Source organism: Celeribacter indicus (assembly GCF_000819565.1).
Lineage (GTDB): Bacteria > Pseudomonadota > Alphaproteobacteria > Rhodobacterales > Rhodobacteraceae > Celeribacter > Celeribacter indicus.
This window is the reverse complement of sequence record NZ_CP004393.1, coordinates 3559763-3574975: the sequence shown is the minus strand read 5'-3', so window position 1 is coordinate 3574975 and position 15213 is coordinate 3559763. Positions and strand designations below refer to the sequence as shown.

The following is a 15213-nucleotide window of genomic DNA, read 5'->3' as shown; positions in this document are numbered from 1 at the left end:
ATATTTGCGAGCAGATGAAGCAGGCCGCCGGCGAGGGGCGGGCAAGGAAAAAGGCGCGCCGTTCGAGCGCGCCTTCGTTTCGTCGCGAGCGCCCCGGCAAGGGCTGTGCGCCGCAAGGTCCAAATCCGGAGGGCCATTCGAGCCAGCGGTGCCTTTCGCAGCTCCCTTATGCCATGCCGTGATGAACGCTTTCTTAACGGGAACGCGATTCCTGCGGCTTTTTGCTGCCGGAAATACTCACCCGAGCGCGCGCCAGCCGATATCGGAGCGGTTGAACCCTTCGGGCCAGTCGATCTTTTCGATCATCGCATAGGCGCGGTCGCGCGCCTCGGCGAGGCTGTCGCCGCGGGCGGTGACGTTGAGCACCCGTCCGCCGGCCGCGACGATCCGGCCGTCCTTCTCCGCGGTGCCGGCGTGGAAGACCATGGCGCGGCTGTCTTCCGGCAGCGCGTCGAGGCCGCGGATCACGGTGCCTTTCTCATAGGCGCCGGGATAGCCCTTCGCGGCCATCACCACGGTCATCGCATGGTCGTCGGCCCAGTTCACCCGCGCCTGGTCGAGGGTGCCTTCGGCGGTGGCGAGCATCAGGTCGAGCGCCTGTGCGCCGAGCCGCATCATCAGCACCTGGCATTCCGGATCGCCGAAACGGCAATTGTATTCGACGAGGCGCGGCTGTCCGTCCTCGATCATGAAGCCGGCGTAGAGCACGCCCTGGTAGGGCGTTCCGCGCCTGGCCATTTCCGCCACGGTTGGCCTGACGATCTCCTCCATCGCCTTTTCGATGACCGCCCCGGTCATCACCGGCGCCGGGGAATAGGCGCCCATGCCGCCGGTGTTGGGGCCGGTGTCGCCGTCGCCCACGCGCTTGTGGTCCTGCGCGGTGCCGATGGGCAGCACGTTCTCCCCGTCGCAGAGGACGAACCAGGAGGCCTCTTCGCCCTCCATGAATTCCTCGATCACCACCTCGGCGCCCGCGCCGCCGAAGGCACCGGCGAACATGTCGTCGACGGCGGCGAGGGCGGTGGCCTCGTCCATCGCGACGATCACGCCCTTGCCGGCGGCCAGCCCGTCGGCCTTGACCACGATCGGGGCGCCCTGGGCGCGGATATGGGCCTTTGCCCTCTCCGCATCGTCGAAGCGGGCGTAGCCCGCGGTGGGGGCGCCGCAGGCGTCGCAGATCTCCTTGGTGAAGCCCTTGGACGCCTCGAGCCGGGCCGCCGCCTTCGACGGGCCGAAGGTCAGGATGCCGGCGGCGCGCAGGTCGTCGGCGACCCCGGCGGCGAGGGGCGCCTCGGGGCCGATGATGACGAAGTCGATGGCATTTTCCTCGACGAAGGAGACGACGGTGGGGCCGTCCTCGATGTCGAGCGTCGCGCATTCGGCGATGGCCGCGATCCCGGCATTGCCCGGTGCGACGATCAGCTTGTCGCATTTCGGGTTCTGCATCACCGCCCAGGCCAGCGCATGCTCGCGCCCGCCGCTGCCGAGGATCAGAATATTCATCGCGCCACTCCCGCTTTCAATCCGGTTTGGCGCGTTTTAGGGTGTGACCCGAGACGACACAAGCATGAGCAGCAGCCGGAGACCCAGCATGTCCGACCTTTTCGAGGATGACGGCCCGCAGGGCGTATCGAACGCGCCGGAATTCACCGTGTCCGAGCTCTCGGGCGCGGTGAAGGCACTGATCGAGGGCGAATTCGGCTATGTCCGGGTCCGCGCCGAGGTGGGGCGGGTGTCGCGCCCGCGCTCGGGCCATCTCTATTTCGATCTCAAGGACGACAGATGCGTCATCAACGCGGTGAGCTGGAAGGGGCAGGTCGCGCGGATGGAGGTCCAGCCCGAGGAGGGGATGGAGGTCGTCGCGACGGGGCGGATGACGACCTTTCCCGGCGGCTCGCGCTATCAGATCATCGTCGACAACCTGGAGCCTGCGGGGGCGGGCGCGCTCATGGCGATGCTCGAGAAGCGCAAGAAGATGCTGGCCGCGGAGGGGCTGTTCGAGGCCGCCCGCAAGCGGCCGCTTCCCTATCTGCCGCGGGTGATCGGGGTGGTGACCTCGCCCTCCGGCGCGGTGATCCGCGACATTCTCCACCGGCTGCGCGACCGTTTCCCGCGTCACGTCCTGATCTGGCCGGTGGCGGTGCAGGGGCAGAGATGCGCGCAGGAGGTGGCGAACGGCATCCGCGGGTTCAATGCCCTGCCCGAGGGCGGAGCGATCCCGCGGCCCGATCTGATCATCGTCGCCCGTGGCGGCGGCTCGGTCGAGGATCTCTGGGGGTTCAACGAGGAGATCGTGGTGCGTGCCGCCGCGGCCTCGGAAATCCCGCTGATCTCGGCGGTGGGGCATGAGACCGACACCACGCTCATCGACTTTGCCGCCGACCGGCGCGCGCCGACGCCGACCGCGGCGGCGGAGATGGCGGTGCCGGTGCGCCGCGAGCTCTGGGTGACGGTGCAGGAGTTGCGCGCCCGGATGGAGCGTGCCCTCGTCGCCGCGGTGGAGATGCGCCGCCAGCGCCTGCGCGACCTGTCCCGCGCGATGCCGCAGAAGGAGCGCCTGCTCGACGGGCCGCGCCAGAGGGTCGACCAGGCGGAGGCACGGCTCGGTCAGGCGCTGGTGGGCGGAGTGCAGCGGCGGCGGCTCCACCTGTCCGAAGTGTCCACGGTGCTGCGCCCGAGCCTGCTGCGCGGCCGGCTGGAGACCCGGCGCGATCGCCTCGCGAGCTGCGGCGCGCGGCTCGCGCCGGCGCTCGCCCGCGGCACGGGGCAGCACAGGCGCGACCTCGACCGGCTTTCGGGGCGGCTCGCGCCCGCGACGGTGGCGCGCAAATCCGCGGAGGCGCGCCGCGATCTGACGCAGCTTTCGGCGCGTTTCGCGCGGGCCGCGACGGCGCAGGGCCAGCGCTGGCGCGCGGATTTCGAGCGCCGGGCGGGGCTTCTGGAGGCGCTGTCCTACGAGAAGACGCTCGAGCGTGGCTATGCCGTGGTCCGGGATGCCGCGGGCGGGGTGATCACCTCCGCGAAGGAGGCGGCGCGGATGCACGAGGTCCAGTTTGCCGACGGGCGCGTGCGGATCGGCGGCGGCGTGGCGGCGGCCCCTGCGAAGCGGGGGGGCAGATCCGCGGGCGGGGACGGGCCGGATCAGGGCAGCCTGTTCTGAGCGCGGCGGTCGCTGCCGCGGTGTCGACCGGAGCGGGCGCGGTCACACGCCGATCTGCGGTCCCATGCAGGAGAGCGGGCCGTCGCTGGCCCAGGCCTCGTAGAGCTCCGTGCCGCTCTCTCCCTGGAACACCGCGCGCAGCTTGTCCTGTTCCATGAAGAACTGCCAGCATTGCGGCGGTGTGCCGTCCTCGTAGAGAAAGCAGATGTTCTCCCCCTGCTCGTACCAGATCCCGTCCTTGCAGGTGTCCTCGTCGAAGGCCCAGCGCACCCGCTTTCCGGGCAGGTATTGTTCGGTCCCGTAGGGCTGTCCGCTTTCGGCGAAGGTGAGGGTCTTGCCCTCCGTATAGGCCTCGAATTCCGCGCCGGTGAGCGGATCGGCGAGGAGGGGGGCGGCGAGCAGGACCGAGGTCAGGAGGGCGAGCGGCATTTTCATGGCGCGGACCATGCCATAGCGCGGCGAGTCGCTCCATTCACAATCCCGCCGGAGGCTCATGTCGTTTCCGTGACGGAGGCGACGCGTGCCACCCGCCTGTCCATCACCCGGAACCAGAGGCGCGGGACGAGGGCGAGCGTCGCCATCGCCGGCAGCGAGCGCGGCAGCAGCGGCATCTCCGGCGTGAGCTCCAGCGCGACGTAGGGCTTCATCGGATGGGCGTGGTGGTCGGAATGGCGCGGCGCGTTGAGCATGAGCAGCGAGGTGAACCATTGCGGACTGTTCCAGCTGTGGGCAGGGCCGACGGGGGCGTATCTGCCTGGCGCGATTTCCCGGCGGCGCAGCCCGTAATGCTGGACGTAGTCGGAGAGAAGGAGCTGTGCGGAGGCGTAGCCGGCGAGCAGGACATAGGCGGTCAGCCCGGCCGCGCCGCCGATGACGAGGGCGAGCAGGAGACAGGCGAGCGCGCCGCCGAGATAGAGCGCGTAGGGATGCAGGTCGTCGGACCGGCCCCGCGCGCGGAGGGCGTTTTCGGCCCGCAGGCCGGCGCGGAACGACCCCCACCAGGCGCGCGGCAGGAAGCGGTAGTAGCTCATCCCGAGCGGGGCGGAATTCGGATCCTCCGGCGAGGCGGCATAGCGGTGATGCACCCGCGGATGGGCGCTTGCATGATGGCCGAACAGGAGCGTGATATAGACCCAGGTCCCGAGTCGCCTGAGCGTCGGGTCGGCGCGGTGGATGAGTTCGTGGGCGTTCGAGTTCGACACCTGCCCGAAGAACAGGCCGAAGCCGAGGAAGATCACGAGCCGTTCCCAGACCGCATGACCCGCCCCGGACAGCGCCCAGACCGCGAGCGGGAGCATTGCAAAATGCGCAATCGCGAGGAGGGTGGAGAGGGCGTTGGCATCGGGAAACTCCGCCTCCGGGTCCGCGGGGTCGCGGGCGACGGCAACGAGCTGATCGAAGGAATAGGCCAGCGCGGTCATGTAGAAAAGGCCGGCCGCCGCCCAGATCCCGCCAAAGACGGCACCGAGGCCGAGCAGCGCCACCGGGGCGAGTGTGGTCATGGCGAAAAGACGAACGATATGAGGGGTTTTCATTGTGAGACTAAAGTCGTAGGAGTGATTCAACTATAAGTGTATCTATTGAAGGGGTGTGTCGGACAATCGGGAGATCGGGACATGGGCATAACTTTCGCATTGGTGGCGGCATTGCTTTCCGCACTGGCCTACCTGCCATTGACCGAACGCGCCCCGACACCGCTCCGCTCCCTGGTAAAGGCCCTGCCGCTCACGTTTTTTACACTGATGGCGTGGATCTGGCAAACCCCGCTTCTGCTGGTCCTCGCGCTCGCCCTTTCCGCGCTGGGTGACGTGCTTCTCTCCTATCCGGGCGACCGGCCGCTGGTGCGCGGCATGATCGCCTTCGGCCTCGGGCATCTGTGCTATATCGGGCTGTTCGCGCCCGAATTCCAGGCGGCGGCCCTTCTCCCGGTGGCGGTGCTGGTGGCGCTGGCGGTCTCGACCGAAGCCTGGCTCGCGCCCCATGCCGGGCGGCTTCGGTGGCCGGTGCGGATCTATGTGCTGATCATCACCGTGATGTGCATCATGGCGCTCGGGCTGTGGCCGGTGCGCCCGCTGGTGACGGCGGGGGTGGCGCTCTTCCTGCTCTCCGACCTGCTGATCGGGATCAAGCTGTTCCGCACGCCGCCGCGCCCGGAGCGGCTGCGGGCGCTCAGCTGGGCGCTCTGGGTGTTCTATGTCGCAGGCCAGTTGCTCATTCTTTTCGCCTATCAGCCCCATGCGGGGCTTGTCCTACAGGGGTAGGAGCCTTTAAGTGACGTGCGAACGGAGGGTCCATGTCGCTTTTTTCGAAACTGAAGAATCGCCTGATGAAGACCTCGTCGAAGATCGACGAGGGGCTGGAGGCCATCGTCGGGGAAGGCGGTTCGGAAAGCGGCGCCGAGGAGGCTTTCGCCGAAGAGATCCTCGCCGGACCGGAGGCGCCTGAACCGCCTGCGCCGGAGCCTGAGCCGCGCCCCGCGCCTGAACCCGCGCCGCAGCCATACCCCGAGCCGCAGCCCGAGCCCACGCCGGTGCGCCCGCCGACGCCGACGGAACTCCCGGACGCCCGTCCGGTGGAGATGCCTGACGACAGGCCCGCCGAAATCGCCCCCGAGACGCCGCGGGAACTGCCCGTGACGCCCGCACCGCTCGAGATCCCGCCCGTCGAGGACGTGGTCGCGGAGGGCGGGGAGACGGTGACGCCGGGCTTTCTCGGCCGGCTCCTCGGGCGGAGGGACACGAAGACCGTCATCCGCCGCACGCTCGACGATGACATGCTCGAAAGCCTCGAGGAGCTGCTGATCACCGCCGACATGGGGGTGGACACGTCGATGCGCGTCACCGCGGCGATGGCCGAGGGGCGGTACGGGAAGAAACTGTCGGTCGAGGAGATCAAGCGCCTGATGGCCCGCGAGATCGCGCGGATCATGGAGCCGGTCGCGCGTCCGATGCCGATCTATCCGAAAAAGCCGCAGGTCGTGCTGGTCGTGGGCGTCAACGGTTCCGGCAAGACCACGACCATCGGCAAGCTCGCGAGCCAGTTCCGGGCGGCGGGCAAGTCGGTGGTGATCGCGGCGGGGGACACGTTCCGCGCGGCCGCCGTCGAACAGCTCCAGGTCTGGGGCGAGCGTGCCGGCGTGCCGGTCCTGACCGCGCCCGAGGGCTCCGATCCCGCGAGCCTCGCCTTCGACGCGATGACGAAGGCGCAGGAAACCGGGGCCGATCTCCTGATGATCGACACTGCCGGGCGGCTCCAGAACCGTCAGGACCTGATGGAGGAGCTGGCAAAGATCGTCCGCGTGATCCGCAAGAAGGACGAGAGCGCGCCGCACAACACGCTGCTTGTGCTCGACGCCACGACAGGGCAGAACGCGGTCTCGCAGGTCGAGACCTTCCGCAAGATGGCGGATGTCTCCGGCCTCGTGATGACGAAACTCGATGGGACCGCGAAGGGCGGGGTGCTCGTAAGCCTCGCCGACAGGTTCGGCCTGCCGATCCATGCGATCGGCGTGGGCGAGCAGATCGACGATCTGGCTCCCTTCGATCCCGAAGAATTCGCCGCGGCCCTGACGGGTCTGGAGGTATGATGCTCGAAATCCAGCACGCCATCGGCCCCGACAACTGGGTCTCCGGGGGCAATGTCGTGGCCCGGCGCGAGGCCATCCAGAACATGTTCTTCGACCACCCGGTCTGTCCCGAGGAGCTCGAGGAGGACTGGCCCGAGGATCGCCAGCTCTATTCGGAGATGGTGATCGTCGCCGGCGACCGGCTCGTCGGGACGGCGATGCTCGTGGTCGACCCGGAGCGCGAGGACCGGCCGGCGCGGATCTGGGGGATGGGCATTGATCCGGAGATCCGCAGCGAGTTCGTGATCCGCACGCTGGAGGAGGCGCTGATCCGCGCCGCCTGCCTCGATCCCGCCTATCCCTTCGTGGAGGCGACCGACGGCGCGCTCGTTCCCAATCCCTATTCCGAATTCGACCTGATGCTCGATGGCGCCCCGGCTTTCGAGCTGTGAGGCGCGGCGCCGCTACAGGTCGTCCTCCTCGTCCGTCCGCCGCCGCGGCGGCGGCATGGTGCGCTCGGCGATGAGCGCGAGCAGCCAGAGCATCACGACCGCAAGTCCGGTGGCCATGACCGCCAGCCCGAGGTTGCCCACCCCGCAGGCGAGGCCGATGGCGCCGGAGAGCCACATGCCCGCGCCCGTCGTCAGCCCCTTGGCCTGGCCGCCCTGCACGAAGATCAGCCCCGCGGCAAGAAAGGCGACGCCCGAGGTGACCGCTTCGATCAGGCGCAGCGGGTCGAGGCGCAGCGTCTGGTCCTCGGTCGGCGGCACGGTCATCAGGTCGAAGGAGATGAGGGTGAACATGCAGGCGGCGACCGAAACCATCATGTTCGTGCGCAGCCCGGCCGATTTGCCCTTGCGTTCGCGCTCCCATCCGATCAGACCGCCCAGCAGAAGCGCCGCGACCAGGCGCAGCCCGGCGGTCTGCCAGCTGACGTATTCGAACGGGCTGAGGAAATCGCCCTTGAACGTGTCGATCAGGGATTGCAGCATGCCAAACCTCCGTCATCCTTCAACGAAGTCGGACCACGGAGGTTCCAGGTGAGCGCGTTCCTCCTGTCGCTCGAAGGCACCGATGCGGGGCATCAGGCGGCGCTCATCCTCGCGCTCGTGGCGGCCTTCCTGCATGCCCTCTTCGGCGCGCTCCAGAAGGGGCGGCACGATCCCTGGCTGTCGCGCGGGGCGATGGATTTCTTCTACGGGCTGATCGCCGCGCCCTTCGCCCTCTTCGTCGTGCCCTGGCCGGAGCCGCATATGTGGATCATCTTCGCGGGCATGTTCGTGATCCATCTCGGATACAAGATCGCGCAGGGCTATACCTACACGAAGGGCGCCTATACGGTCGTCTATCCGGTGGTGCGCGGCACGGGTCCGCTTTTCGCGGTGATCGGGGCGGGCATCGTCTTCGGGGAACATTTCACGCTCGTGCAATGGTCGGGCGTGCTGGTATTGCTGTCGGGCATCTTCGGCCTCGCGTTCTACAATCTCAGGACGATCACGGCGGGGCGGGAGACGATGGTGCCCGCGCTGATGCTCGCCGTCCTGACGGGCGCCTTCGTCGCGCTCTACACCACCTATGACGCCTATGGCATCCGCTCGACCGCCGATCCCTTCACCTTCCTCGCCTGGTTCTTTTTCCTCGACGGGTTCGTGATGCCGGTCGTCGCCTTCCTGCGCTACCGCCAGATGGCGCACAAGCCCGCGCTCGGGCCGCTGGCGCTGCGCGGCTTCGTCGGCGGGATCGTGGCCTATTTCTCCTTCGGCTGTATCATGCTCGCCACCCGGCTCGACAATGTGGGCGAGGCGGCGGTGCTGCGGGAGACCTCGACGGTCTTCGCCGCGCTGATCGGCTGGCTGGTGCTGAAGGAAAAGGTCGGGCCGCGGCGTCTTGCGCTGATGGCCTTGATCGCGCTCGGCGCGGTCATAGTTGAGATGGGCGGCTGAGCCCGCCCGGAAAGCCCGGAAAGACGGAGGACGTCATGTCGGAGAAAGAGATCAGACCCGCGGTCAGGACGGCGCTCGAGATGGGGCCGATCCTCGCCTTCTTTGCAGGCTATATCCTGTTGCGCGACCGCGCCTTCACCATCGGCGGGACGGAGTATTCCGGGTTCATCGTGATGACCGCCGTCTTCATTCCGCTCATCGCGCTCTCCACCGTCGCGCTCTGGCGCCTCACCGGGCGGCTGTCGGCGATGCAGGTGATGACGCTCGTGCTCGTGACCGTGTTCGGCGGGCTGACGATCTGGCTCAACGACGAGCGGTTCTTCAAGATGAAGCCGACGATCATCTACGTGATGTTCGGCGCGATACTGGGCGTCGGGCTGTGGCGGGACAGGAGCTACCTGTCGCTGGTGCTGGGGGAGACCCTGCCGCTCGATGCCGCGGGCTGGCGCAAGCTCGAGTTTCGCATGATGCTGTTCTTCTTCGGCCTCGCGGTGGCCAACGAGGCGATCTGGCGCAGCATGTCCACCGACGCCTGGGTGCAGTTCAAGACCTTCGGCCTGCCGATCGCGATGCTCGCCTTCTTCATGGCGCAGGCCGGGCTGATGCGGCGCCATTCGACCGATCCGGCGGAGACCGAGGACGCCGCCGACTGACGCCCCGCGGCGTCAACACCCCGCGAGAGGACCCCGCGACCGCGCCGGTGTCACTTTGGCGTGCCGCGCTGTCCGAAGAGGATCTTCTGCGCCTCGCGATCCGTCGCCGTGTCGCGCCGTTTCTCCGCGCCGAGGGCGCGTCCGCGCTGCACCGCCTCGCGCGATCCGATCCGGGCGAGCCAGCGCGCCAGGTGCGGCTTGTCCGCGAGATCCTGCTGCTGCCCTTCCCAGAGCGAGGCCCAGGGCCAGATCGCCATGTCCGCGATGGAATAGAAATCGCCGGCGACGAATTCTTCCCGCGAGAGCTGTTTCTCGAGCACGCTATAGAGCCGCGTGACCTCGTTGCGGTAGCGGTCCTTCGCATAGGGGAGATCCTGCGGGGGTTCCAGGTTGGGCGCGTATTTCAGGAAGTGATGCGCCTGCCCGGCCATCGGGCCGAGGCCGCCCACCTGCCACATGAGCCACTGGTCCACCGTGATCTGGTCGCGCTCGCCGCCGCCGTAGAACTTGCCGGACTTGCGCGCGAGATATTGCAGGATCGCACCGGATTCGAAGATCGAGATCGGCCGTCCGCCCGGCCCCTCGGGGTCGACGATGGCGGGCATGCGATTGTTGGGCGAGATCTCGAGGAAGGCGGGTTCGAACTGCTCGCCGGCGCCGATGTCGACGAATTTCACCTCGTAGGGCAGGCGCATCTCCTCGAGCGCGATGGAGATTTTCCAGCCGTTCGGCGTCGGCCAGTAATAGAGGTCGATAGGGGGTTCGAATATGGGCACGGTCCGTCATCCTCGGAAAACTTGCCTCTCTAGGATGAGGCCTTTCGCGAAAAGGACAAGGGGAGAGCGCGGCTCGGGCCGGGAAAAACCCGTGCGCGGCGCGATGGGCGGGTTTGCGGAACTGCGCGCGCGAGAAGGCCGGCGGGCAGGGCCTCCGGGCTGCGCAGCATCGCGCGGTAGAGCTCGAAGAGACCCGCGCGCAGGTAGGGCGACCAGTGGCAGACGCGGCGGTCCGGCGCGGGAACGGGAAAGCCCATGCGCGCCAGCGCGTCGCGCGTGGCCGTCGCGTCGATCGGCAGGTCGCACCAGTTGGGCAGCGTGCCGCCCAGCCCCGCCCCGAGCGTGCGCGCCGGGCCCTGCGCGCCGAGGAGCGCGGCCTGGAACAGCAGCTCGTAGAGGGCGTTTTCGCGCGAGGTGACGTTGAACACCTCCGCCGTGCGTCCGGCCTCCGAGGTCATCGCGAGGCGGGCGGCGGCGCGGAACTCGGCCCCGGCGAGCAGGATGATCCGCCCGACGGCGCCCGCGGGCAGGGCGGGCAGCGCGCCGAGCGCGACCCGCGCGCCGAGGGAATGGGCAAGGAGATGCACCGGCCGGTCGATGCGCCGGATCACCCGCGCGAGCGCCTCTGCCGTCGGGCGTGCCCGTGCCGCGGCCTGCCAGATCGAGCCGCGGGCGGACCAGCCGAGGGCGACGCACACGCCCTCCTCGGGTGTCTCGCCGGTAAAGCCGAGCCCCCGCGGCCAACTGACGGCGCGCGGATCGGCACGGACGGGATCGAGCGAGAGGATATGCCCGTGCGGCGTATGGGCGAGGCTGTCGGGGCAGAACCTGTAGCCGTGGACGCAGATCACCACCGGCGCCTCCCGCGGCACGCGCGCCAGTGCAGCCTCGAGCGCGGCCAGATCGCCCGCGGCGGGGCGGGAGCCTGCGGCATTCACTTTGACGAGGGGCATTTTCCTTCCCCCTTGGCCTGTATTGCCCGAGCTTATGCGCTGGCTTTGTCACGATGCTGCGACGCCGGGATGAATCTTTGTTTACGCGGAGCTGGGCGGTTGACAGGATGGCGCGGGAGGATTAGCGAAGATGCGAAATTGACGCCGTGGCGATTTGTTCTCCGGATTGCGGGCCACGTTAAACACACCGCTAAAGAGGTCAGGACGAGACGTGCCGCGACGCGCCCCCGCTCTTGATCGAGAGGGGGCTTTTTTGTTGGCGAAAGGACGCGCAGAGATGAGCAAGAGAGACTGGAAACCCCGCACGCACCTCATTCACGACGGGGTGCGCAGGTCGCAATACGGCGAGGTGTCGGAGGCGCTTTTCCTGACCCAGGGCTTCGTCTACGAGAGCGCCGAGGCCGCGGAGGCGCGGTTCGTCTCCCAGGGCGAGGACGAGTTCATCTATGCCCGCTACGGCAACCCGACGACGCGGATGTTCGAGGACCGGATGGCCGCGATCGAGGGCTGCGAGGACGCCTTTGCCACGGCCTCCGGCATGGCCGCCGTCGCGGGGGCACTGATGTCGGTGCTGAAGGCGGGCGATCACCTCGTCTCCTCGCGGGCGCTGTTCGGCTCCTGCCTCTACATCGTCTCCGAGGTGCTGCCGAAATTCGGGGTCGAGACGACGCTGGTGGACGGCACCGATCCGGAGGCGTGGAAGGCCGCGATCCGGCCCGGCACGAAGGCGGTGTTCCTCGAGTCGATTTCCAACCCGACGCTCGAGGTGATCGACCTGAAGGCGGTCTGCGACATCGCCCATGCCGTCGGCGCGCTCGTCGTGGTGGACAATGCGATGTGCACGCCGATCTACACCTATGCGAAAAAGGCCGGGGCCGATCTCGTGATCTATTCCACGACGAAACATGTGGACGGGCAGGGGCGCTGTCTCGGCGGCATCATCGCGGGCGACCGCGAGCTGATCCGCGGTCCGGTGGAGACCTATATCAAGCATACCGGCGGCGCGATCTCTCCCTTCAACGCCTGGGTGCAGCTCAAGTCGCTCGAGACCCTCGATCTGCGCGTGCGCCAGCAGGCGGCGACGGCGCTGGCGCTGTGCGAGGCGGTGGACGGCCATCCCGCGCTCGCCTCCGTGCGCTACCCGACCTACAGGTCGCACCCGCAGCACGACCTCGCCGTCTCCCAGGCCGAGGCGGCGGGCACGGTGATCACCGTGGATCTCAGGGGCGGGAAGGAGGCGGCCTTCCGCTTTCTCAATGCGCTCGAGGTCTTCACGATCTCGAACAATTTCGCGGATGCGAAATCCATCGCCACCCATCCCTGCACCACGACGCACAAGAACGTGCCGGTGGAGAAGCGCCCGGAGCTCGGCCTGACGGACGGTCTCGTGCGGCTGTCGATGGGGCTCGAGGACCCGGAGGACATCATCACGGATGTCAGAGCGGCGCTCGACGCGGTCTGACCGCGGCCGGACGGCTTGGTAAAGGGCGCGGGAGCCCCTATATCTGGGCAAGGACGGAGAGACAGGGAACAGACCCATGAACATCCATACCGGCGATCCGGAACGGGAAGAGCGCGCGCGCGCGGCGGCGGCGCTCGAGACCCTGCGCGCCTGGGCGGCGAAGGCGACGCCCACGGAGGTGGCCGAACTCGATCCGGCGATTTCCAGGCTTCTGCCCGAAGCCTCGGATTTCGCCAATTACCCCGCGCTGCGCCGGGCCTATCCCGAGGATTTCGAGGTGTCGGAGGCCTACAAGGAGGGCCTTCCCGACCTCCAGAACGGCCCTGAAAGCCTCATCCGCGGCGCGAAGCGGCAGATCCAGCATGTCGGGATCTCGAATTTCCGCCTGCCGATCCGGTTCCACACCCGCGACGGCGGCGACCTGACGCTCGAGACCTCGGTCACCGGGACGGTGAGCCTCGAGGCGGAGAAGAAGGGCATCAACATGTCGCGCATCATGCGCAGTTTCTACAGACATGCCGAACGGACCTTTTCCTTCGACGTGATCGAGGCGGCGCTCAGGGATTATCAGGCGGATCTGGAGAGTTTCGACGCGCGGATCCAGATGCGGTTTTCCTTTCCGGTGAAGCGCCGGTCGCTGCGCTCCGGGCTCGAGGGCTACCAGTATTACGACATCGCGCTCGAACTCGTGGAGCAGGGCGGCAGGATGATCGAGATCATCCATCTGGATTACGTCTACAGCTCGACCTGCCCCTGTTCGCTCGAGCTTTCCGAACATGCGCGCCGCACGCGCCACCAGCTTGCGACGCCGCATTCGCAGCGTTCCGTCGCGCGGCTGTCGGTGGTGGTGAAGAACCAGCCGGACACGCTGTGGTTCGAGGACCTGATCGACCTGTGCCGCACGGCTGTCCCGACCGAGACGCAAGTGATGGTGAAGCGCGAGGACGAACAGGCCTTCGCGGAACTCAATGCGGCGAACCCGATCTTCGTGGAGGACGCGGCGCGCCTCTTTGCCGAGGCGATGGAGAATGACCGCCGGATCGGAGATTTCCGCGTGATCGCCTCGCACCAGGAGAGCCTGCACTCGCATGACGCGGTCTCGGTGCTGACCGAAGGGGCGACCTTTGCCGCGCAAAGCCTCGATCCCAAGGTTTTCGCCACACTTTTCCACGTCGGGTGAGGCGAAGGAACGAGGGCGCTTGACTTGCCCCCTGCGGGCGGCCAAGCCTTCGCCCCATGACCGACCTCAGGCCCGTTGGATATGTCATCGGAATACTCGTTGCCCTTCTGGGGCTGACGATGGCGATTCCGATGGCGGTGGATGCCGCGGCCGGCACGGATGAATGGGTCGTGTTCTTCGAGGCGGGTCTGGTGACGCTCGTCACCGGCGGTTCGCTCGCGCTGGCCTCCGCCAATGGCCAGTCGCAGCGCCTCACGATCCAGCAGATGTTCCTGCTGACCACGCTCGTCTGGCTCGTCCTGCCGCTTTTCGGCGGCCTGCCCTTCATGCTCGGGGCCACCGGAGCGAGCTTTACCGATGCGTTCTTCGAGGCGATGTCGGGCATGACCACGACCGGCTCGACCGTCTTGTCCGGGCTCGACGACCTGCCGAAGGGGCTTCTGCTCTGGCGCTCGATGATGCAGTGGTTCGGCGGCGTCGGCATCATCGTCGTCGCCATGGTCTTCCTGCCCGAGCTCAAGGTCGGGGGCATGCAGGTGTTCCGCTCCGAAGCCTTCGAGACGGACGGCAAGGTGCTGCCGCGCGCGGCGGAGATCGCGGCGAAGATCTCCGTTATCTACGTCTGGCTCACCGTCGCCTGTTTTCTCGCCTACCTGCTCGTGGGCATGTCGACCTTCGACGCGCTGAACCATGCGCTCACCACCCTGTCCACCGGCGGGTTTTCCACCCGCGACGCCTCCTTCGGCGCGTTCCAGGGGCCGGCGGAATACGTGTCCTCGCTGTTCATGATCCTCGCGAGCCTGCCCTTCGTGCGCTTCGTGCAGCTCCTCGCGGGCACCGCGCGGCCGCTCTGGCGCGACACGCAGATCCACGCCTATCTCGTGATCATCCTCGGGCTGACGCTCGCCTTCGCGCTCTACCGGCTCGTCGCCAATGGCGACCATTTCGAACATTCCTTCCGCGAGGGGCTCTTCAACGTCACCTCGATCATCTCGGGCACGGGCTATGCCTCGGTCGACTACCAGCTCTGGGGCGCCTTTCCGGCCGTCGCCTTCTTCTTCATCGGGCTGATCGGCGGCTGCGCGGGATCGACCGCCTGTTCGGTGAAGGTCTTCCGCTACCAGCTCCTCTGGGCCTCCATGCGGGCGCAGATCCGCAAGATCCACAGCCCGCACGGCGTCTTCACCCCGCGCTACCAGGGCCAGCCGGTCACGGAGGACGTGCTCTCCTCCGTCATGGCCTTCTTTTCGTTCTTCATCGTCACGCTGGGGATCAGCGCGGTGCTCCTCTCCGCCACGGGGCTCGATTTCGTCACCGCCGTGTCGGGTGCCGCGACCGCGCTCGCCTGCGTCGGACCCGGCCTCGGCGAGATCATCGGGCCGGCGGGCAATTTCGCCTCGCTCAACGATCCGGCGAAATGGGTGCTCTCGATCGTCATGCTGATCGGGCGGCTCGAGGTCATGTCGGTCTTCGCGCTGTTCACGATCCGGTTCTGGCGCGCCTGAGCCCGAGAGCCCGGAG

15 protein-coding genes and 1 riboswitch are annotated in these 15213 nt (G+C 67.7%); of the genes, 9 read left to right on the top strand and 6 right to left on the bottom strand.

The window, feature by feature from the left end:
- Nucleotides 1–237: 237 nt before the first annotated feature.
- On the bottom strand, nt 238–1503 hold the full coding sequence (purD, locus tag P73_RS17630; RefSeq protein ID WP_043870582.1) for a phosphoribosylamine--glycine ligase: 1266 nt from the start codon (nt 1501–1503) through the stop codon (nt 238–240).
- A gap of 88 nt (nt 1504–1591) precedes the next feature.
- Here purD and xseA point away from each other — a divergent pair, with 88 nt between their 5' ends.
- Nucleotides 1592–3160, top strand: coding sequence for an exodeoxyribonuclease VII large subunit (gene xseA / locus P73_RS17625; RefSeq protein ID WP_043870581.1), 1569 nt, complete (start codon nt 1592–1594; stop codon nt 3158–3160).
- 42 nt (nt 3161–3202) lie between these two features.
- On the opposite strand, the gene P73_RS17620 is transcribed toward xseA, so the two are convergent.
- Both P73_RS17620 and P73_RS17615 read right to left on the bottom strand, forming a co-directional pair.
- Entirely contained in the window at nt 3203–3655 is a 453-nt protein-coding gene (locus tag P73_RS17620; protein ID WP_420836122.1) for a hypothetical protein, read from the bottom strand.
- On the bottom strand, nt 3652–4695 hold the full coding sequence (locus P73_RS17615; protein WP_043870580.1) for an alkane 1-monooxygenase: 1044 nt from the start codon (nt 4693–4695) through the stop codon (nt 3652–3654). Before P73_RS17615 ends, P73_RS17620 begins: the two co-directional genes overlap by 4 nt.
- Before the next feature lie 81 nt (nt 4696–4776).
- Here P73_RS17615 and P73_RS17610 point away from each other — a divergent pair, with 81 nt between their 5' ends.
- Genes P73_RS17610 through P73_RS17600 form a run of 3 tightly spaced genes read left to right on the top strand, consistent with a single transcriptional unit; the run spans nt 4777 to nt 7177 of the window.
- Nucleotides 4777–5421, top strand: a complete 645-nt coding sequence (locus P73_RS17610) for a lysoplasmalogenase (RefSeq protein ID WP_074743183.1) — start codon at nt 4777–4779, stop codon at nt 5419–5421.
- Between the two features lie 32 nt (nt 5422–5453).
- Nucleotides 5454–6746 carry a signal recognition particle-docking protein FtsY gene (ftsY, locus tag P73_RS17605; protein ID WP_043870579.1) on the top strand — a complete coding sequence of 431 codons (1293 nt, stop codon included), beginning with the start codon at nt 5454–5456 and terminating at the stop codon, nt 6744–6746.
- On the top strand, nt 6746–7177 hold the full coding sequence (locus P73_RS17600; RefSeq protein ID WP_139267116.1) for a GNAT family N-acetyltransferase: 432 nt from the start codon (nt 6746–6748) through the stop codon (nt 7175–7177). The genes ftsY and P73_RS17600 overlap by 1 nt, the downstream gene beginning before the upstream one ends.
- A 12-nt stretch (nt 7178–7189) precedes the next feature.
- Here the strand turns inward: P73_RS17600 and P73_RS17595 are convergent, their stop codons facing one another.
- The gene (locus P73_RS17595; protein WP_043870577.1) at nt 7190–7717 is read right to left on the bottom strand and encodes an MgtC/SapB family protein; all 528 of its coding nucleotides are present in this window, start codon (nt 7715–7717) and stop codon (nt 7190–7192) included.
- Nucleotides 7718–7765: 48 nt separating this feature from the next.
- Between P73_RS17595 and P73_RS17590 the strand changes: the two genes are divergently transcribed.
- Both P73_RS17590 and P73_RS17585 read left to right on the top strand, forming a co-directional pair.
- Nucleotides 7766–8668, top strand: coding sequence for a DMT family transporter (locus P73_RS17590; protein WP_043870576.1), 903 nt, complete (start codon nt 7766–7768; stop codon nt 8666–8668).
- Nucleotides 8669–8703: 35 nt separating this feature from the next.
- Nucleotides 8704–9321: an inner membrane-spanning protein YciB gene (locus P73_RS17585; protein WP_043870575.1), complete on the top strand. Its 618-nt coding sequence runs from the start codon at nt 8704–8706 to the stop codon at nt 9319–9321.
- Between the two features lie 50 nt (nt 9322–9371).
- Here P73_RS17585 and P73_RS17580 read toward each other — a convergent pair whose 3' ends face one another.
- Together P73_RS17580 and P73_RS17575 are read right to left on the bottom strand one after the other, a co-directional pair.
- The gene (locus tag P73_RS17580; RefSeq protein WP_420836121.1) at nt 9372–10097 is read right to left on the bottom strand and encodes a glutathione S-transferase N-terminal domain-containing protein; all 726 of its coding nucleotides are present in this window, start codon (nt 10095–10097) and stop codon (nt 9372–9374) included.
- Between the two features lie 29 nt (nt 10098–10126).
- Nucleotides 10127–11050, bottom strand: a complete 924-nt coding sequence (locus P73_RS17575) for an alpha/beta hydrolase family protein (RefSeq protein WP_043870574.1) — start codon at nt 11048–11050, stop codon at nt 10127–10129.
- A gap of 136 nt (nt 11051–11186) precedes the next feature.
- A riboswitch (SAM riboswitch) is annotated at nt 11187–11265 on the top strand.
- 62 nt (nt 11266–11327) lie between these two features.
- On the opposite strand from P73_RS17575, the gene metZ reads away from it, so the two are divergent.
- The 3 genes from metZ to P73_RS17560 all read left to right on the top strand — a co-directional run bounded on the left by metZ (nt 11328) and on the right by P73_RS17560 (nt 15197).
- Nucleotides 11328–12512 carry an O-succinylhomoserine sulfhydrylase gene (gene metZ / locus P73_RS17570; RefSeq protein WP_043870573.1) on the top strand — a complete coding sequence of 395 codons (1185 nt, stop codon included), beginning with the start codon at nt 11328–11330 and terminating at the stop codon, nt 12510–12512.
- 76 nt (nt 12513–12588) lie between these two features.
- A complete protein-coding gene (gene folE2, locus P73_RS17565; protein ID WP_043870572.1) occupies nt 12589–13692 on the top strand; it encodes a GTP cyclohydrolase FolE2 in 1104 nt (367 codons plus the stop codon).
- Nucleotides 13693–13748: 56 nt separating this feature from the next.
- The gene (locus P73_RS17560; protein ID WP_043870571.1) at nt 13749–15197 is read left to right on the top strand and encodes a TrkH family potassium uptake protein; all 1449 of its coding nucleotides are present in this window, start codon (nt 13749–13751) and stop codon (nt 15195–15197) included.
- Nucleotides 15198–15213 lie beyond the last annotated feature (16 nt).